The sequence below is a fragment of the Streptomyces globisporus C-1027 genome (assembly GCF_000261345.2).
In the GTDB taxonomy this organism is placed as follows: Bacteria; Actinomycetota; Actinomycetes; order Streptomycetales; family Streptomycetaceae; genus Streptomyces; species Streptomyces pakalii.
Map to the genome: position 1 here is coordinate 6,413,044 of NZ_CP013738.1, position 17,855 is coordinate 6,430,898.

The window sequence follows — 17,855 nt, forward strand, 5'->3', positions numbered from 1 at the left end:
TGCGCGTACGTCATCACGCACATCGCCCGACCCCGCCCTGGCCGCTGCCGAGGGCGCCGCTGCCCACCCGGCCGCCCTCCTTCGCGAAGGAGGAGAAGAAGTCGGTGGCCATCAGAAGTCCCATTCGGCGTCGTCGTCGGCCGCCACGACGGCCTCGGCGGCGGCGGCGAACGCGGCACCCGCCATTCCGGCGCTCAGGGTCGTCCCGTCCGCCGGGTCGATCAGCAGGAACGATCCGGTGCGCCGGGAGTCCTCGTAGGAGTCGAGCGCCAGCGGCTCGGCGGTGCGCACGACGACCCGCCCGATGTCGTTGGCGACCAGCTGCCCGGGGGCCGGGTGCTGGGAGAGGTCGTCCAGGGTCAGCCTCGACGGGATGTCCTTGACGATCGCCTTGACGGTGCGAGTGGTGTGCTTGAGCAGCACCCGCTGGCCCACCGAGAGCGGCTGGTCGGCCACATGGCAGACGGTCGCCTCGACGTCCTGCGTGGTCGGCGGGGCGTCGTCGGCGGGGGCGATCAGGTCGCCGCGCGAGATGTCGATGTCGTCGGCCAGCCGGAGCGTCACCGACTGCGGGGCCCAGGCGATGTCCACGCTCTCGCCGAGCGCGTCGATGCCGGTGATCGTCGTCGTACGCCCCGAGGGGAGGACGGAGACGGACTCGCCGACCCGGAACACCCCGGCGGCGATCTGACCGGCGTACCCCCGGTAGTCGGGGTGCTCGGCGGACTGCGGGCGGATCACGTACTGCACGGGGAAGCGCGCGTGGCAGGCGGTGAGGTCGTGGCTGACCGGGACCGTCTCCAGGTGCTCCAGGACGGTCGGCCCGCCGTACCAGTCCATGTGCGCGGACGGCTCGACCACGTTGTCCCCGGCCAGCGCCGAGATCGGGATCGCGGTGATCTCCGGAACGCCGAGCGACGCGGCGTACGCGGTGAACTCCTCGGCTATCGCGGCGAACACGGGCTCCGCGTAGTCGACGAGGTCCATCTTGTTGACCGCCAGCACGACGTGCGGGACGCGCAGCAGGGCCGCGACGGCGGCGTGCCGGCGGGTCTGTTCGACGACCCCGTTGCGGGCGTCGACCAGCACCACGGCCAGCTCGGCCGTGGAGGCGCCGGTCACCATGTTCCGGGTGTACTGCACGTGGCCCGGGGTGTCGGCGAGGATGAACCGCCGCCGGGTGGTGGCGAAGTAGCGGTAGGCGACGTCGATGGTGATGCCCTGCTCGCGCTCGGCGCGCAGCCCGTCGGTCAGCAGCGCCAGGTCCGGTGCCTCCTGCCCGCGGTTGATGGAGGCCTGCTCGACGGCCTCCAGCTGGTCGGTGAGGACCGACTTGGAGTCGTGGAGCAGTCGGCCCACGAGGGTGGACTTGCCGTCGTCGACGGACCCGGCGGTGGCGAAGCGCAGCAGGGTGGTGGCGCTCAACTGCTCAGCTGTGGTGGTCATTTAGAAGTACCCCTCGCGCTTGCGGTCTTCCATCGCGGCCTCGGACATCTTGTCGTCGGCGCGGGTCGCGCCCCGCTCGGTGAGCCGGGAGGCGGCGATCTCGGTGATCACGGCGTCCAGCGTGGTGGCGTCGGAGTCGACGGCCCCGGTGCAGGACATGTCGCCGACCGTGCGGTAGCGCACGAGCCGGGTCTCGGTGGCCTCGTGCTCCTTCGGCCCGCCCCAGTGACCCGCCGTCAGCCACATGCCGTTGCGGTTGAACACCTCGCGCTCGTGAGCGAAGTAGATCTCCGGCAGCTCGATGGCCTCGCGCTCGATGTACTGCCAGACGTCCAGCTCGGTCCAGTTGGAGATCGGGAAGACCCGGACGTGCTCACCGGGGGCGTGCCGGCCGTTGTACAGCTGCCACAGCTCGGGCCGCTGGCGGCGCGGATCCCACTGGGAGAACTCGTCGCGCAGCGAGAAGACCCGCTCCTTGGCGCGCGCCTTCTCCTCGTCGCGCCGCCCGCCGCCGAACACCGCGTCGAAGCGGTGTTGCTGGATCGCCTCGGTGAGCGGGACGGTCTGGAGCGGGTTGCGGGTGCCGTCGGGTCGCTCGCGGAGCTTCCCGGCGTCGATGTACTCCTGCACGGAGGCGACGTGCAGCCGCAGCCCGTGCTTCTCGACCGTGCGGTCGCGGTAGTCGAGGACCTCGGGGAAATTGTGCCCGGTGTCCACGTGCAGCAGCGTGAACGGCACCGGCGCGGGCGCGAACGCCTTGAGCGCCAGGTGCAGCATCACGATGGAGTCCTTGCCGCCGGAGAACAGGATCACCGGCCGCTCGAACTCGCCCGCCACCTCGCGGAAGATATGGACCGCCTCGGACTCCAGGGAGTCCAGGTGGCTGAGCGCGTACGGGTTCGCTGTGCCCTCGGACACGGTGGTGGTGACGGCACTCACGCCAGGCCCCTCTCGGTGAGCAGCGCGTGGAGCGCCGCCGCTGACTCCTGCACGGTCTGCTGGTGCGACTCGATCCGCAGGTCGGGCGATTCGGGGGCCTCGTAGGGGTCGTCGACCCCGGTGAGCCCGCTGATCTCGCCGGCCGCCTGCTTGGCGTAAAGGCCCTTCACATCGCGTACGGAGCACACCTCGACGGGCGTCGCGACGTGCACCTCCAGGTAGGTGGTGGACTCGGCGGCGTGCCGCTTGCGGACGGCCTCGCGGCTGTCGGCGAACGGGGCGATGACGGGGACCAGCACCTTCACGCCGTTGGCGGCGAGGAGTTCGGCGACGAAGCCGATCCGGGCCACGTTGGTGTGCCGGTCCTCGCGGGAGAAGCCGAGGCCCGCGGAGAGGAACTCGCGGATCTCGTCGCCGTCGAGCACCTCCACCTTGTGGCCCTCGGTCCGCAGCCGGCCCGCCAGCTCGTACGCGATGGTGGTCTTGCCCGCGCTCGGCAGACCGGTGAGCCAGATCGTGGCCCCCGTCTCCGTCACGCTCATCGAAGTCTCCTGATCAGTCGTCATCAGCCGTGCAGCCCGCATTCGGTCTTGCCCCGTCCGGCCCAGCGGCCGGCCCGTGCGTCCTCGCCCTCCAGCACCCGGCGGGTGCAGGGCGCGCAGCCGACGGAGGCGTAACCGTCCATCAGCAGCGGGTTGGTGAGCACGCCGTGCTCGGCGACGTAGGCGTCCACGTCGTCCTGCGTCCAGCGGGCGATGGGGGAGACCTTCACCTTGCGGCGCTTGGCGTCCCAGCCGACGACCGGGGTGTTCGCCCGGGTCGGCGACTCGTCACGGCGCAGCCCCGTCGCCCACGCGGCGTACGCGGTCAGGCCGTCCTCCAACGGCTTCACCTTGCGCAGCGCGCAGCACAGATCGGGGTCCCGGTCGTGCAGCTTCTCGCCGTGCTCCGCGTCCTGTTCGGCGACCGTCTGCCGCGGGGTGATCGTGATGACGTTGACGTCCATCACGGCGTCCACCGCGTCCCGGGTGCCGATGGTCTCCGGGAAGTGGTAGCCGGTGTCCAGGAAGACCACGTCCACGCCTGGCAGCACCCGGGAGGCCAGGTGCGCGACCACCGCGTCCTCCATCGAGGAGGTCACGCAGAAGCGGGGCCCGAAGGTGTCGGTCGCCCACTTCAGGATCTCGATGGCGGAGGCGTCCTCCAGCTCCCGTCCGGCCCGCTCGGCCAGCTCCCGGAGCTCCTCGTCGGTCAGCTCTCCGCTCAGCAGAGTGTCCGTCATATCGCGTCCCCTTCACCGTCGTTGCGCTGAACGCCCCGGGTCAGCAGACCCAGGAACTTCAGCTGGAACGCACGGTTGCAGGAGGCACATTCCCAGGCGCCGTGACCGGTCTCGTTGGGGCGCAGGTCCTCGTCGCCGCAGTACGGGCAGTAGAACGGCGCGGCTCGCTCGCTCATGACAGCGACTCCGCACTGGCGCGCGCCGCCCAGGTCGCGAAGCGCTCGCCGTCCTCGCGCTCCTCCTGGAACCGGCCGAGCACCCGCTCGACGTAGTCCGGCAGTTCGGCCGACGTGACCTTCAGACCACGGACCTTGCGGCCGAACCCGGCCTCCAGACCGAGCGCGCCGCCGAGGTGCACCTGGTAGCCCTCGACCTGCTCGCCGTTCTCGTCCAGCATCAGCTGGCCCTTGAGACCGATGTCCGCGACCTGGATACGGGCGCAGGCGTTCGGGCAGCCGTTGATGTTGATGGTGATCGGCTGGTCGAACTCCGGGATGCGGCGCTCCAGTTCGTCGATCAGGGAGGCGCCGCGCGCCTTCGTCTCGACGATCGCCAGCTTGCAGAACTCGATGCCGGTGCAGGCCATCGTGCCGCGCCGGAACGGAGAGGGGGTGACCCGCAGGTCCAGTGCCTCCAGACCGGCGACCAGGGATTCCACCTGCTCCTCGGCCACGTCCAGCACGATCATCTTCTGCTCGGCGGTGGTCCGCACCCGGCCGGAGCCGTGCGCGTCCGCCAGGTCGGCGATCTTGGTGAGCGTGGAGCCGTCGACCCGGCCCACCCGCGCGGCGAAGCCGACGTAGAAACGGCCGTCCTTCTGCCGGTGCACCCCGAGGTGGTCGCGCCAGGTCTGGGCGGGCTGCTCGGGCGCGGGCCCGTCGACCAGCTTCCGCTTCAGGTACTCGTCCTCCAGGATCTGGCGGAACTTCTCCGCGCCCCAGTCCGCGACCAGGAACTTCAGCCGGGCGCGGGTGCGCAGCCGCCGGTAGCCGTAGTCGCGGAAGATCCCGATGACCCCGCCGTACACGTCCGCCACCTCGTCCAGCGGCACCCAGGCGCCGAGACGCACCCCGAGCTTGGGGTTGGTGGAGAGGCCGCCGCCGACCCAGAGGTCGAAGCCGGGGCCGTGCTCCGGGTGGTTCACGCCGACGAAGGCGATGTCGTTGATCTCGTGCGCCACGTCCAGGTGCGGGGAGCCGGAGACGGCGGACTTGAACTTGCGGGGCAGGTTGGAGAAGTCGGGGTTGCCGATGAACCGGCGCTGGATCTCGTCGATCGCGGGGGTGCCGTCGATGATCTCGTTCTCGGCGATGCCCGCGACGGGGGAGCCGAGGATCACACGGGGCGTGTCACCGCAGGCCTCGGTGGTGGACAGGCCCACCTCTTCCAGCCGCCGCCAGATCTCCGGCACGTCCTCGATGCGGATCCAGTGGTACTGCACGTTCTGCCGGTCGGTGAGGTCGGCGGTCCCGCGCGCGAACTCCTGCGAGATCTCCCCGACCACCCGCAGCTGCTGCGTGGTCAGCCGGCCGCCGTCGATCCGGACCCGCAGCATGAAGTACTTGTCGTCCAGCTCCTCCGGCTCCAGCACGGCGGTCTTGCCGCCGTCGATGCCGGGCTTGCGCTGGGTGTAAAGACCCCACCAGCGCATACGTCCGCGCAGGTCGTTCGGGTCGATCGAGTCGAAGCCGCGCTTCGAGTAGATCGTCTCAATACGTGTCCGTACGTTGAGACCGTCGTCGTCCTTCTTGAACTGCTCGTTCCCGTTGAGGGGCGTGTGGTGGCCCACGGCCCACTGACCTTCACCACGGTGGCGTCCGGCCTTGCGGCGGGGCGTGGCGGTCGCAGGCTGTTCCGGGGTAGCGGCCATGGCAATACGTCCTTCGGGACTGCGGGAGGGCGGCTCTGAGCGGCACACTCGCGCGGAGGCGCGGCGGTGCGCAGGCGGTTCAGAGGTAAGAGAAGAGCGGCGGTGCTGGGTCTCTCAGCTCGCCGGACAGATGGCGCTGGACATGCGGCCGAGGTCGACGTGGCGTCGACTCACCAAGGCAATTCCAGTTCCAGACATGACGGAAGCGTGTCACGCGCATCTCGGGACAGTCCACCACTATCCGCTATGTGGACGGCTGAGTCTCGAAGAGTGGGACGAGGTGGTGCCGGTCACGGAGTGCTTCATCGGCATTACCGACAAATCGCCTGCGCAGGGCCCGAAAGGCCGGATGGGGGGACGCAACGACGGGGGGCGGTGATGCCACCGCCCCCTCCGGGCCTCCGGACGGTCAGGAGGCGTACGCCCCGGGCCACGGACCGGGCGTCGCCACCTCCGGCTCCACCTCGGTCTTCGTGTCGAAGAGCCGGAAGCCGCGCCGCAGGTAGTTGTCCATGGCGTGCGGCCCGTCCTTGGAGCAGGTGTGCAGCCACACCCGCTTCGTCTGCGGCCGCCCCGGCCAGCGCTCCGCCAGATCCCAGGCGCGCGCCACGCCGTGACTGAGGAGATGGCCGCCGATCCGCCGCCCCCGGAACGCGGGGATCAGCCCGAAGTACATGATCTCGACCACGCCGTCGTCCTGCGGGTCCAGCTCGACGTACCCGGCCGGCGTCCCGTTCTCGTACGCCACCCAGGTCTCCGCGCCGGGCCGCTCCAGGACCTCCTGCCACTGGGCGTACGTCAGGCTCAGCCGGTCGGTCCACCGGATGTCCCCGCCCACCGCGGAGTAGAGGAAGCGGCTGAACTCCGGCAGCGGAACCTCGGACCGGACGATGCGGACATCGCCCTCCGGCGCGCGCGCCGGGCGCAGGTCGGCGGGCGATGTCTGCTCCAGGGACCAGACGGTCACCTCGGTGGTCGGCGCTGCGGGCTGCGGGATGTCGCTCATGACGGCCAGAAAACCATGGAGCCGGACACCGGCGCACAGCGGCCCCGCCCCGGACCGCCCGCACGCGCCGCAGCGGGTCCTCTCAGGTGGTCCGGGCCGCCCTGCGGGCCTCCGCCACCACCGGTGCCAGGGAGTGCGGCAGCAGATCCGCGCCGTGCTCCGGATGGATCACCTCCACCTCCACCCCGTCCCCGAAGCGGTACGGGCGGTGGGCCAGGACCTCCGCCAGATGCCGCCGCAGCCGGGAGATCTCGGCCCGGACCGTCACCGTCCGGGTCGCGTCCCCGAAGATGTCCCGCGCCAGCTCCGAGGCCGTCCGCCCCTGCCGGTGCACCGCCAGCGCGTACAGCAGCTCCGCGTGGCGCGGCGAGAGCCGCTGCTTCACGCTGCCCAGCGGCCCCGTCAGATGCACGGCGAGCGCCCGGGGCCGGCTCAGGTCCAGCACCACCCGGCGCGGCGCCCCCGACGTCCTCCCGACGTCGTCCACCTGCACCAGCCAGCCGCCCGGCAGCGGCTCGACCTGGCACATGCCGAGCGAGGGCAGCCACACCGGACCCGGCCGCAGCGACTTCGGCAGCGGCAGCCGGTCCACCGGAGGTATGCCGGTCACCGCCGCCAGCCGCCCGTGCACGTCCACCGCCAGCGCCCGCCCGCCGATCCGGCACAGGATCGGCGCGGCCACCGCGCGCAGCCGCTCGATCTCCGCCAGGTGCCGGGTGCGGATCTCCCCCTCGGCGAGCCGGGCCACCGAGTCGACCAGGGTCAGCGTCGCCGGATGGAACGTGGACGCGGGACCGCTGATGTCGACGATCCCGATCAGCCGCCCGTCGCGCGGATCCCGCACCGGGGCCGCCGCGCAGGTCCAGCCGTGCAGCGCCCGGATGAAGTGCTCGGCGGAGTGCACCTGGATGGGGACCCGGGCGGCCAGCGCCGTCCCGATCGCGTTCGTCCCGGTCGCCGCCTCGGCCCAGGCCGCGCCTTCCTCCAGGCAGATGTCGTGGGCCCGGCGCAGCACCCCCGTGTTGCCCTGCCGCCACAGCACCCGGCCCTCTGTGTCGGTCACCACCATGATCTGCTGCGCGGCGTCCGCGATCGAGGCCAGTCCCGCCCGCAGTAACGGCATCAGTTCGCCGAGCGCCGTGCTGCGCCGCCGGTGCTCGATCTCGTCCGCCTCCAGCAGCTCGCTCTCCGGCGACTGGCCGGGGTCGATGCCGCTGCGCACCACCCGGTCCCAGGAGGCGTCGATCTCCGCCCGGGGCGCGACACCGGACGGCTCGCCCGCCAGCCGGGCCTCCCGCGCGTGGTGGAGCAACCGGGTGGCCCGGCGGCCCGCCCCCTGGCCCGTCACCCGCAGCACCCCCGCCGAACCTGTCTCCGTCATGGTCCCCGTTCCCCCCGGACGCCTCCCCGCCCATCCTGCCGTTCACCAGGGCCGGTTGCGGTGCAGTCCACACAATGGTTGCAACCCTTTGCAACTCTGGCGATGCGCATCGGGCCCGTACGAGAGTGGGAGGACACTGGGTGCCGGACCTGATCCGGCCGCCCGGTGTGAAGAAGCATGGAGGGTGGTGCCGTGTCGGCGCAGCACCACCCTCCTTCGCTTCCGGCGGGGGCGCCGGGGCGGCTCAGCAGAGCATTCCGGCCCGCAGTTCCGCGAGGGTGCTCCTGAGCATGCGGGAGACGTGCATCTGCGAGATGCCGAGCCGTGCGCCGATCTGCGTCTGGGTCAGCTCCTGGCCGTAGCGGAGTTCCAGCAGCGTGCGCCGGCGGTCGTCGAGCGCGGCCAGCAGGGGCGCCAGGGCGTGCAGATCCTCCACGTGCTCCAGTCGGCCGTCCTCGTCCCTCAGAAGGTCGGACCAGGCCGGCGCGGGCCCCCCGGAATCGGAGTCGTTGCGCAGGGGGGCGTCGAGGGACCCGGCGCTGTAGCCGTTCGCGGCGATCTCGGCCTCCGCCACCTCTTCCCTGGGCAGGCCCAGATGACGGGCCAGTTCCGCACGGGTGGGGGAGCGGTCGAGACGCGCCGCCAGATCCTCGTGGCCGGCCTCGACCACGGACCTCAGTTCCTTGAGCCGCCGCGGAACCTGTACGGACCAGGTGGTGTCCCGGAAGAGCCGCTTGATCTCGCCGCTGATATAGGGGAGAGCGAAGGCGGGGAATTCCACTTCGCGCGCGAGCTCGAAGCGTTCGATGGCTTTGATGAGACCGATGGTGCCCACTTGCAGGACATCTTCGAACTGCCCGTTCCGCAGCGTGCGATAGCGCCTGGCCGCGTAGCGCACCAGGTACATGTGTGCTTCGACGAGCGTGTTGCGGGCGTACTGGAATGCGGCTGTTCCCTCGTCCAGGGCGGCGAGCTGTTCGAAGAGCAGTCGGCTGATTTCCCGCGCGTCTGCCGACGGGTGGTCCATCAGTTCCTGACCGGTCGGAAAATCATTCCCTGCTGTCGGAGCTGTTGCAGAGATTCCGATAAGAGCCCTCATGGCACCTTTCCGGGCGGTGTGGCGAACATTTTCACCGTGAACCTACATGTCCCGGAGGAGTGTTGAGTGCGGTGCCTCGCGGAATCGCCGTTCCCGGCGAGGTAATACGGAAAGGCGTGATGAGAATAAGAATGCGGGGTGCCCGCTCCGGTCGAGCGGGCACCCCTGTTTCCTTCGGCCCTCGCCCTACGTCCGCACGCTCCGCGACGCCAGGCCCGCCACCGCGCACAGCGCGCCCCAGCCTCCCGCGACCGCGGCGGCCTTCCGCCGAGCGGCCGGATCGGGGAGCTGCGTACCGAAGAGCACCGCGTCACCGAGGTCGGACGCGACCCTGCACACGGTCGCCGCCCGCAGCGCGGCACCCTCCTTCGCTGCCAGCATGGCGAGCCCGGACGCGAGGTCCCTGGCTCCGACGGCTCGGATCAGCAGCGCGGTCGCCGCCGGCACGGACCCGTCCTCGTCGTCCAGCCCGCACGGGCGGGCCATCAGCTGCGGGCGTAGCAGAATGCCCACCCCGTAGGCGGCGGTCGCCGCACCCGCCCACCGCACCGGCCAAGCTCCCACCGCGTCCTCCTCAGGTATCCACCGACATGCGTCCATCGGCATCCAGTCGCCGACGCGAATGCATCGTCGCGATCGTCGCGACGGATCACGGGTTCCCCCGCCCTGTCCGTACGACACCTGCCGACCGCCGATCGGCCGTCCCCATCCCGGAGTACGCCGGTACGGCGAGGGGTGTGGTCCGGCCCTGACGGGGCAACGGAACGGTCATGGCTGTTCTGCGCAGAGTCGCCCGGCCCCTGCTGGCCGCGAAATTCATCCGTGACGGGATCGCGGCGGTCCGCGATCCCGCCCTCCCCGACCCGCCGGAGGACACCCGGGGTGAGCGGGAGGCCCCCGCACTCGCCACGCGCGTCCCGTTCCTGCCCGAGGATCCCGAGCAGCTCGTCCGCCTTCAGGGCGCGGTGCAGCTCGGGGCCGGTGTCCTGCTCGCCCTGGGGCGCGCGCCACGGCTGGCGTCCGCGGCCCTCGCGGTGACCCTGGTGTCCTCCGCCCTCACGGCCGGCGGCCGCGGGACGGACGACGGTTCCGGGGCGCGGCGCGTGGATCTCCTCACCGACCTGTCCCTGCTCGGCGGGCTGCTGATCGCCGCGGCCGACACCCACGGCAAGCCCTCGCTGGCCTACCGGACCCGTCGGACGGCGGCCCACGCGTCCGACGCGGTCAGCCACCGTGCCCATGCCGTCTCCCATCAGGTGGGGAACGCGGCGGGCGCGACCGTCGACAGTGTCACGCACTCCGTCGAGGCCGCCCGCAAGCGCCTCTCCTGAGCCCGCGCGCGAGAGGATCCACCCGGCCTCCGGGCGGGTCCTCTCGCGTGAGGCTTCAGTTCACGGACGGCCGGGCCCGTGCCACCACCGAGGCCAGGTCCAGACTGTGCGGCAGCGTCCCGAACACCGCGCCCGCGTCCCCGCCGAGCCGCGACGCGCAGAACGCGTCGGCCACCTCCGGCGGAGCCCAGCGCACCAGCAGCGAACCCTGGAGCACCAGCGCGAACCGCTCCACCAGCCGCCGCGCCCGCGCCTCGATGCCGTCCAGATCGGCCAGCTCCGTCAGCAGCGCCTTGATCGCCGCGTCCAGCCGGTGATCCGCCCCGCGCGCCTGCCCGACCTCCCGCAGGAACGCGTCCAGCGCCCGCGGCTCCCGCTGGAGCGCCCGGAGCACATCCAGCGCCTGGACGTTCCCCGAACCCTCCCAGATCGAGTTGAGCGGCGCCTCGCGCAGCAGCCTGGGCATCCCCGACTCCTCGACGTACCCGTTCCCGCCCAGGCACTCCAACGCCTCGCCCACCACGGCGGTGCAGCGCTTGGTGACCCAGAACTTCGCGGCGGGCAGCGCGAGCCGCAGGAACGCCCGCTCCTCCTCGGTGTCCGCGTCGTACGCCGCCGCCAGCCGCATCGCCAGCACCGTCGCCGCCTCCGACTCCAGGGCCAGGTCGGCCAGGACGTTGCGCATCAGGGGCTTGTCGATCAGCGGCCCGCCGAACGCGCCGCGGTACGCGCTGTGATGGAGCGCCTGCGCCACCGCCTGCCGCATCAGCCCCGCCGAACCCACCACGCAGTCGAGACGGGTGGCCGCCACCATCTCGATGATGGTGCGCACTCCGCGCCCCTCCTCACCGACGAGGCGGGCCCGGGTCCCGTCGAACTCGACCTCGGCGGACGCGTTGGACCGGTTGCCCAGCTTGTCCTTCAGCCGCTGGATCAGGAACACGTTGCGCGTGCCGTCCGGGAGCACCCGCGGGACCAGGAAGCAGCTCAGCCCGCCCGGCGCCTGCGCCAGCACCAGGAAACCGTCCGACATCGGCGCCGAGCAGAACCACTTGTGCCCGGTGAGCAGGTACTCGCCTTCGCCGGCCAGCGGTTCCGCCCGGGTCGTGTTGGAGCGTACGTCGGTGCCGCCCTGCTTCTCCGTCATGCCCATCCCGAAGAGCACCCCGGCCTTCTCGCGCGGATTTTGCAGCCCCTCCACGTACGTGTGCGAGGTCAGCAGCGGCTCCCACACGGCGGCCAGCGCCGGATCGGTGCGCAGCGCGGGCACCGCGGCATGCGTCATCGACAGCGGGCAGCCGTGCCCCGCCTCGGTCTGCGTCCAGACCAGGAACCCCGCCGCACGACGGACATGACCGGCCGGCCGTCCCCAGGCGTCCGTCAGTCCGGCGGACACGGCATGGCCCAGCAGCCGGTGCCAGGACGGATGGAACTCCACCTCGTCGACGCGATGCCCGTAGCGGTCATGCGTCCGCAGAACGGGCGGATGCGCGTTCGCCTGCGCACCCCACTCCTGGGCCTGGGCGGAGCCCGCGGCCCGGCCGAGCTCGCCGAGCTCCTCCAGCGCCACGGGCAGGACCCCGGGCTCGATGTGCCGCTCGACGGCCTCGGACAGGACCCGGTCGGTGGCGAAGACGTCATGGCCGACCAGCGGCGGAACCTGATTGGTCACGGTGTGGGTGGTGGCTGCCATACGGATACGGTAAGGAGGTGCAGGCAGCAAATGAAACACCCGAGCGGCCACCGGGCCGGCTCCACCGGGCGCGAGTGCTCTACCGCAACGTCTCCAAAAGGCGTATGGCGTGGCACTTGCTCAAGGACACCGTCAACTCGTGCATCGAGTACCGCATTCTGGGCCTCGCTGCCGAGGCGGCGTTCTTCACCCTGCTCTCGCTGCCCCCGCTGCTGCTCGGCATGATCGGACTGCTCGGTTACGTCGACGAGTGGACGACCACCACCACGGTCGCCTCCATCGAGCGCAACATCCTCTCCGCCTCCCAGACGGTGCTGTCCGAGCGCGGGGTCAACGACTTCGCCAAACCGCTGCTCGCCGACGTCACGACCGGGGCCCGCCCCGACGTCATCTCCCTCGGCTTCGCCATCGCCCTGTGGTCGGGCTCCCGTGCGGTCAACGTCTTCATCGACACCATCACCGTGATGTACGGCCTCGACGGCCACCGCGGCATCGTCAAGACCCGGCTGCTCGCCTTCCTGCTGTACGTCGTCGCCCTGCTCCTCGGCGCGGTGGTGCTGCCGCTGCTGGTCGTCGGCCCGGACCGGGTGGTCGAGTTCGTGCCCTGGGGCACCGAGGTCATAGCCGTCCTGTACTGGCCGCTCGTCATACTGCTCACCATCGCGTTCCTCACGACGCTCTACCACGTGTCCGTGCCCGTCCGTTCGCCCTGGATCGAGGACGTCCCCGGGGCGCTGGTGGCGCTCGGTATGTGGGTCCTCGGCAGCTTCCTGCTCCGGATCTACCTGACCAGCACGGTCGAGGGCCCGACCATCTACGGCTCCTTGGCGGCGCCGATCGCCGTACTGCTGTGGATCGGCATCTCCGCCTTCGCGGTCCTGGTCGGCGCCGCGGTCAACGCGGCCATCGACCGGGTGTGGCCCTCGCTCGCCACGGCCGCCGCCCGCGAGGCCACCGAACGCGTCAGGGCCGCACAGGCCGCCGAGTTCGTCGCCCGCACCCGCTCGGGCGCCTACGACGGCACGGACGACGACGATGACGAGGACGACGGCCCCGCGTACATGCCCTCCGAGTTCCCCGAGCGCTGGTCCCGCTTCCTCCCGCCCGACGACGTGAAGTCCCGGCTGCACGCGACCTGGGAGAAGGAGCCCAAGGACGCGAAGGAGCCCAGGGAGACCAAGGAGTCGGGGGAGCCCGCCGACACCAGGGAACCGCCCACCCGCTGACCGCGCTAGCGTGGAGGCATGCCCCGGCGACACCAGCGGTACCAGGAGCGGCCCTCCCGGCTGGACGGGGCCGTCGTCTGGACCCTGGACGTCCCGCCGGGCCCCGGGCGGCCCGCCCGGTCCGTGCTCCCCGACGGCTGCATGGACCTGATCTGGACCGCCGGCCGCCTGGTCGTCGCCGGGCCCGACACCCACGCGTTCGAGGTCGACCCGCGCAACCGGGGCTCCTGCGCCGCGATCCGGTTCGCGCCCGGCACCGCCCCCGTCCTCCTCGGCGTACCGGCGCACGAGCTGCGCGACCACCGGATCGACCTGACCGAGCTCTGGCCCCGTAGAGCCGTCGCCGCGCTCACCGGCCGGCTCGCCCGGTCCGCCGACCCCTCCGCGGCACTGGAGGAGTTCGCGCTCGCCAGGTCCGCCGACACGGGACCGCCGGACCCGCTCACGGCGGCCGTCGCCGACGGGCTGCGGCGCGGCAGGAGCGTCGCGTCGACGGCCGCCGAGGTCGGCCTCGGCGCCCGCCAGCTGCACCGCCGCTCCCTGGCCGCCTTCGGCTACGGCCCGAAGACGCTGGCCCGCATCCTCCGCCTGCAACGCGCCCTGGCCCTGGTCCGCACCGGCCTGCCCTACGCCGAGGCCGCCTGCGCGGCGGGCTGCACCGACCAGGCGCACCTGGCCCGGGAGATGCGCGACCTGGCCGGCACGACCCTGGGGGCCTACTTCGCGGCAGGGGAGGCGGCGGCGAACAACGACACCCCGCACCCGTCCGGGTCCAGCACCACCGCGTAGCGCTGCCCCCACACCGCGTCCCACGGCTTCAGATGCCCGGTGTACCCGGCGTCGACCAGCTCCGCGTACAACGTGTCCACCTCCTGCGGACTGTCGCAGACGAACGCCAGGGCGACCCGCTCACCCCCGCCCGCCGGACGCTGCCAGTCCGGGTCGAACGAGGCGATGACCTCCTCCGTGTCCCACAGCAGCCGCTGCCCGCCCGGCAGGGCCACTTCGACATGGGGCGCGGACTCCGCCCCGTCGGGGATGCCGAGGCCCAGCCGCCGGTAGAAGGCGAGTGAGGCCGCGAGGTCGGAGGTGATGATGCTGATGGCGTCGAGTCGTGGAGTCATGCCCCGACCGTAGGCACGCGGCGCCGCGGCCGTCTTGTACGAATCGGTCATCCGCGGGTCCACTCCAGGGTTCACCCCAGGCAGTCCGCCGGCGACGTCCCCGGATCGGTCAGCGCGAGACCCAGGGCCGCCCGCTCCGTGATCCACCGCGCCGGGCGGTGGCGCGGATCGCCGGTCGACGCGTGCAGCGCCCGCTGCAGCGCCAGCATCCGCACGGCCCCGATCCGCTCGCCCCACGCCAGCGGCCCGGCCGGATAGCCGAGGCCCGTGGTCACCGCGAGATCGATGTCGGCGGGCGCGGCCAGGGAGCGTTCCGCGATCGAGCAGCCGACCGCGACGACGGAGGACAGCAGCCGCTGCGCGACCGAGCCCGCGGTGTCCCGCACCACCGACACCCCGTACGGCTCCTCGCTTCCGGCCGCCCGTGCCAGGACCGCCCGCGCGTCCCGGGCGGCCGCCGGATCACCGGCCGCCGTCACCGCCAGGACCCGCCGCCGCCCCGCCGGGGGCAGCACCTCCACGCCGAACGTACGCTCCCGGGGCAGCCCGCCGTCCGCGACCGCCGCCGACACCGGCGTCCCCCAGACGGGCACCAGCACCACGGCCTCCGCCGACGGCCCCACGCCCCGCTCGACGCGGACCCCCGCCGCCTCCAGCGACGCGGTCAGCTCCTCCTCGCACGACGCCGTCTCCGGCCGCCTCGCCGAGGCCAGGAACACCGGGCGGTCGGCGTCCCCGGTCACCGGGCTCTCCGGTGCGGGGCCGGACGGCCCGTCGCCGTACGCGTACCACCCCCGGCCCGTCTTACGGCCGTGCAGCCCGGCCACCACCCGGTTCGGGGTCAGGAAGGACGGGCGCAGCCGGTCCTCGTACCGGAAGCCCTGCCAGATCGAGTCGATCACCGCGGCCGTCACGTCGAGACCGGTCAGGTCCATCAGTTCGAAGGGGCCCATGCGCAGCCCCAGCACGTCCCGGGCGATCCGGTCGATCTCCGCCGGGTCCGCCACCGACTCCTCCAGCAGCGCGAGCGCCTCGGTCACCAGCCCCCGGCCGGCGTGGTTGACCAGGAAACCGGGGGTGTCGGCGACGGTCACCGCCCGGTGCCCGCAGCCCTCGACCAGCTCGGTCAGCAGGACCGGGATCTCCGGGCGGGTGGCCGCGCCCGGCACCACCTCGACGATCCGCATCAGCGGCACCGGGTTGAAGAAGTGCAGCCCCGCCAGGCGCGACGGGTCCCGGAGCGTCGCCGCGATCCGGGTCACCGACAGGGAGGAGGTGTTCGTCGCGAAGACGGCGGAGGCGGGCAGCGCCCGCTCCAGCCTCCCGAACACCTCGGCCTTCGTCTCCAGGTCCTCCCGGACCGCCTCGATCACCAGTTCCACGTCCGGGCCCGCCGCCCACGGCTCGGCGAGCGGCACCAGCCGGGCCACCGCCGCGTCCCGGCCGGCGGCGGTCGTCCGGCCCTTCGCGACCGCCCGGTCCAGCATCGACGCGATGAAGTCCAGGGCCTCCTTCACCGCCTCGGGCCGTACGTCACCCAGCTCCACGGTGTGTCCCGCGCTCGCCGCCCACTGGGCGATGCCCCGGCCCATGGCCCCGGCTCCGACGATCCTGATACGCATGGCAGTTAGGGCCCTTTCAGCGGAGGTAGACACGGTTCGGGTCGACATCGTCGCGCAGGAGCCGCAGCTCCGCGGAGGTGGGCGGGGCCGTCGTCGTGAGCCGGTCGGCGGTCTTCAGCTCCCAGCCGGTCGCGGCCCGCACCTGCTCGACGCTCACCCCGGGATGCACGGCGACCAGCCGCAGCTCGTCCCCGACCCCCTCCCGGGCGAGGACGCCCAGTTCGGTGATGACCCGGGTGACCCCGGCGCCGAGCGGGCGGATGCCGTCCGCCAGCGCCCGGTCGGGACCCGGCGTCGTACAGAAGTCCAGCACGTCAGAGAAGGAGCGCGGGGTGTGGCGGCGCATCACCACGAACACCTCCCGGGCGTTCGCCATCACCTCGACCGCGCCCCCGGAACCCGGCAGCCGCACCGAGGGACTCTCCCATTCCCCGATCACCGAGGTGTTGAGGCTGCCCCACCGGTCGATCTGCGCCGCCCCCAGGAAGCCGACGTCGATGTGCCCGCCCTGGAGCACCGAGCCGAACAGCGTGGCCATGGACACCACCGCCTCGGCCCCCGTGATCAGGACGGCGTCCGCGATGGTCTCCGGCAGATGGGAGGGGTGCGCCCCGCAGACCCCGGACTCGTACACCACCTCGATGCCCGGAGCGACGGTCAGCCGCGCCAGCTCGGTCGCGAGCGTCGGCAGCCCGATCCCCGCGAACACGGTCCGCCGCCCGGCCAGTTCGCGCGCGGCGAGGACCGAGAGCAGCTCGGACGGGGTGACGGGCCGTGTCTCCTCCCCGGGCTGCCCGCTCACAGCCGCCTCCCGTAGTCCACCGACCCGCTCGGCGCCTCGCCGACCGCCAGCCCCGCCCAGAACTCCTCGCCCAGCTTCGCCACGTACGCGGCGTGGTCGGCGGTCCCGTACACCCACTCCTCCAGCCATCCCCGCAGCCGCGCCGGGTCCTTGCTGATCGCGGACCAGGCCCGGTAGAAGGCGTTGTCCCGGTCGTAGTAGCCCTGCGCGAAGGACGGGTGCGCCCCGCGCGGGCACAGGACCACCGCGTCCACCGCGTGGGCGGGGACGAGGGTGCGGTTCGGGTCCGCGCGGATCACCTCGTCCGCCACCAGTTCCTCCACCACCACGACCGCCTTCTGCGCCGCGTACACCGCCTCGGCCTGGACCCCGGTCAGCCCCCAGATCTGGGTGTTGCCCCGGCGGTCGGCACGCTGGGCGTGGATGAACGTCACGTCCGGGTGGACGGGCGGTACGACGTAGATCTCCTCGGTGGATCCGTCGGCGGCCGGGTAGGGCGAAGTGACCTTGCGGATCCCGGGGTTGACCGACGGCAGATCGCTGCCCGCGTAACTGCGCAGCGGGTGGAACGGCAGCCGCTGCGCACCGGCGAGATACCGGCACACCATCCCGTAGTGGCTGTACTCCTCGAACACCAGCGGCTCGGGATCGGCGTGCTCGATGCGCCGCCGCAGCTCACCGAGCGAACCGGCGGAGGAGTTGCCCACGAACGAGGAGACCAGCCGCGTCACGCACCCGGCGGCCAGCATCTGGTCCACCACGATGTCCGCCGTCATCCGGACGACCGTCAGATCCCGGCGGCCCTGCCGGATGATCTCGTGCCCGGCGGCGGTCGGGATGAGATGGGTGAACCCTTCGAGGCTCACGGTGTCCCCGTCGTGGACGAAGGCGGCGACCGCCTCCCGCATCGACAGGACCTTGCCGGCCCCTCCGCCCGCCCCGGCCGTCCGCTCCACCGTGCCCCTCACCCTCCGTATGCGCCGACCCCACGGTGCCAGCACCATTGATGGCTGTCCAATACCGAATTAAGGTCG

The 17,855-nt window shown here is 72.2% G+C and carries 19 protein-coding genes; 3 read left to right on the plus strand and 16 right to left on the minus strand.

Annotated elements, in window-relative coordinates; all coding sequences use genetic code 11:
- Positions 1–111: 111 nt before the first annotated feature.
- The 11 genes from WQO_RS28275 to WQO_RS28320 form a co-directional block, all read right to left on the minus strand.
- Entirely contained in the window at positions 112–1,446 is a 1,335-nt protein-coding gene (locus WQO_RS28275; protein WP_058954125.1) for a sulfate adenylyltransferase subunit 1, read from the minus strand.
- Positions 1,447–2,385 carry a sulfate adenylyltransferase subunit CysD gene (cysD, locus tag WQO_RS28280; RefSeq protein WP_010059290.1) on the minus strand — a complete coding sequence of 313 codons (939 nt, stop codon included), beginning with the start codon at positions 2,383–2,385 and terminating at the stop codon, positions 1,447–1,449.
- Positions 2,382–2,927: an adenylyl-sulfate kinase gene (gene cysC, locus WQO_RS28285; RefSeq protein ID WP_010059288.1), complete on the minus strand. Its 546-nt coding sequence runs from the start codon at positions 2,925–2,927 to the stop codon at positions 2,382–2,384. The genes cysD and cysC overlap by 4 nt, the downstream gene beginning before the upstream one ends.
- Before the next feature lie 23 nt (positions 2,928–2,950).
- On the minus strand, positions 2,951–3,667 hold the full coding sequence (locus tag WQO_RS28290) for a phosphoadenylyl-sulfate reductase (RefSeq protein WP_010059286.1): 717 nt from the start codon (positions 3,665–3,667) through the stop codon (positions 2,951–2,953).
- Positions 3,664–3,843, minus strand: a complete 180-nt coding sequence (locus WQO_RS28295; protein WP_010059284.1) for a hypothetical protein — start codon at positions 3,841–3,843, stop codon at positions 3,664–3,666. The genes WQO_RS28290 and WQO_RS28295 overlap by 4 nt, the downstream gene beginning before the upstream one ends.
- A complete protein-coding gene (locus WQO_RS28300) occupies positions 3,840–5,537 on the minus strand; it encodes a nitrite/sulfite reductase (RefSeq protein ID WP_029182168.1) in 1,698 nt (565 codons plus the stop codon). Before WQO_RS28300 ends, WQO_RS28295 begins: the two co-directional genes overlap by 4 nt.
- A gap of 114 nt (positions 5,538–5,651) precedes the next feature.
- Entirely contained in the window at positions 5,652–5,735 is an 84-nt protein-coding gene (locus tag WQO_RS37290) for a putative leader peptide (protein ID WP_309486338.1), read from the minus strand.
- Between the two features lie 211 nt (positions 5,736–5,946).
- Positions 5,947–6,543 (minus strand): GNAT family N-acetyltransferase, encoded by a 597-nt coding sequence (locus WQO_RS28305; protein ID WP_010059282.1) that lies wholly within the window; start codon positions 6,541–6,543, stop codon positions 5,947–5,949.
- Positions 6,544–6,625: 82 nt separating this feature from the next.
- Complete coding sequence (locus tag WQO_RS28310; protein WP_032748145.1) at positions 6,626–7,924, minus strand: GAF domain-containing protein; 1,299 nt, start codon at positions 7,922–7,924, stop codon at positions 6,626–6,628.
- Between the two features lie 244 nt (positions 7,925–8,168).
- Entirely contained in the window at positions 8,169–8,951 is a 783-nt protein-coding gene (locus WQO_RS28315; protein WP_010059280.1) for a SigB/SigF/SigG family RNA polymerase sigma factor, read from the minus strand.
- A gap of 258 nt (positions 8,952–9,209) precedes the next feature.
- The gene (locus tag WQO_RS28320; RefSeq protein ID WP_032748143.1) at positions 9,210–9,587 is read right to left on the minus strand and encodes a DUF4267 domain-containing protein; all 378 of its coding nucleotides are present in this window, start codon (positions 9,585–9,587) and stop codon (positions 9,210–9,212) included.
- A gap of 206 nt (positions 9,588–9,793) precedes the next feature.
- Here WQO_RS28320 and WQO_RS28325 point away from each other — a divergent pair, with 206 nt between their 5' ends.
- The gene (locus tag WQO_RS28325; protein ID WP_010059277.1) at positions 9,794–10,354 is read left to right on the plus strand and encodes a DoxX family protein; all 561 of its coding nucleotides are present in this window, start codon (positions 9,794–9,796) and stop codon (positions 10,352–10,354) included.
- 55 nt (positions 10,355–10,409) lie between these two features.
- Here the strand turns inward: WQO_RS28325 and WQO_RS28330 are convergent, their stop codons facing one another.
- Positions 10,410–12,047 (minus strand): acyl-CoA dehydrogenase family protein, encoded by a 1,638-nt coding sequence (locus WQO_RS28330; protein ID WP_010059275.1) that lies wholly within the window; start codon positions 12,045–12,047, stop codon positions 10,410–10,412.
- Positions 12,048–12,121: 74 nt separating this feature from the next.
- Between WQO_RS28330 and WQO_RS28335 the strand changes: the two genes are divergently transcribed.
- The gene (locus tag WQO_RS28335) at positions 12,122–13,273 is read left to right on the plus strand and encodes a YihY/virulence factor BrkB family protein (protein WP_029182167.1); all 1,152 of its coding nucleotides are present in this window, start codon (positions 12,122–12,124) and stop codon (positions 13,271–13,273) included.
- A gap of 18 nt (positions 13,274–13,291) precedes the next feature.
- Entirely contained in the window at positions 13,292–14,062 is a 771-nt protein-coding gene (locus WQO_RS28340) for a DUF6597 domain-containing transcriptional factor (protein ID WP_010059271.1), read from the plus strand.
- On the opposite strand, the gene WQO_RS28345 is transcribed toward WQO_RS28340, so the two are convergent.
- The 4 genes from WQO_RS28345 to WQO_RS28360 all read right to left on the minus strand — a co-directional run bounded on the left by WQO_RS28345 (position 13,990) and on the right by WQO_RS28360 (position 17,729).
- Positions 13,990–14,397: a VOC family protein gene (locus WQO_RS28345; RefSeq protein ID WP_029182166.1), complete on the minus strand. Its 408-nt coding sequence runs from the start codon at positions 14,395–14,397 to the stop codon at positions 13,990–13,992. The genes WQO_RS28340 and WQO_RS28345 overlap by 73 nt on opposite strands.
- Positions 14,398–14,468: 71 nt before the next feature.
- Positions 14,469–16,019: a 3-hydroxyacyl-CoA dehydrogenase gene (locus WQO_RS28350; RefSeq protein ID WP_029182165.1), complete on the minus strand. Its 1,551-nt coding sequence runs from the start codon at positions 16,017–16,019 to the stop codon at positions 14,469–14,471.
- Positions 16,020–16,035: 16 nt separating this feature from the next.
- A complete protein-coding gene (locus WQO_RS28355) occupies positions 16,036–16,821 on the minus strand; it encodes a CoA-transferase subunit beta (protein ID WP_029182164.1) in 786 nt (261 codons plus the stop codon).
- Positions 16,818–17,729: a CoA transferase subunit A gene (locus WQO_RS28360; protein WP_193407310.1), complete on the minus strand. Its 912-nt coding sequence runs from the start codon at positions 17,727–17,729 to the stop codon at positions 16,818–16,820. Before WQO_RS28360 ends, WQO_RS28355 begins: the two co-directional genes overlap by 4 nt.
- Between the last annotated feature and the right edge of the window lie 126 nt (positions 17,730–17,855).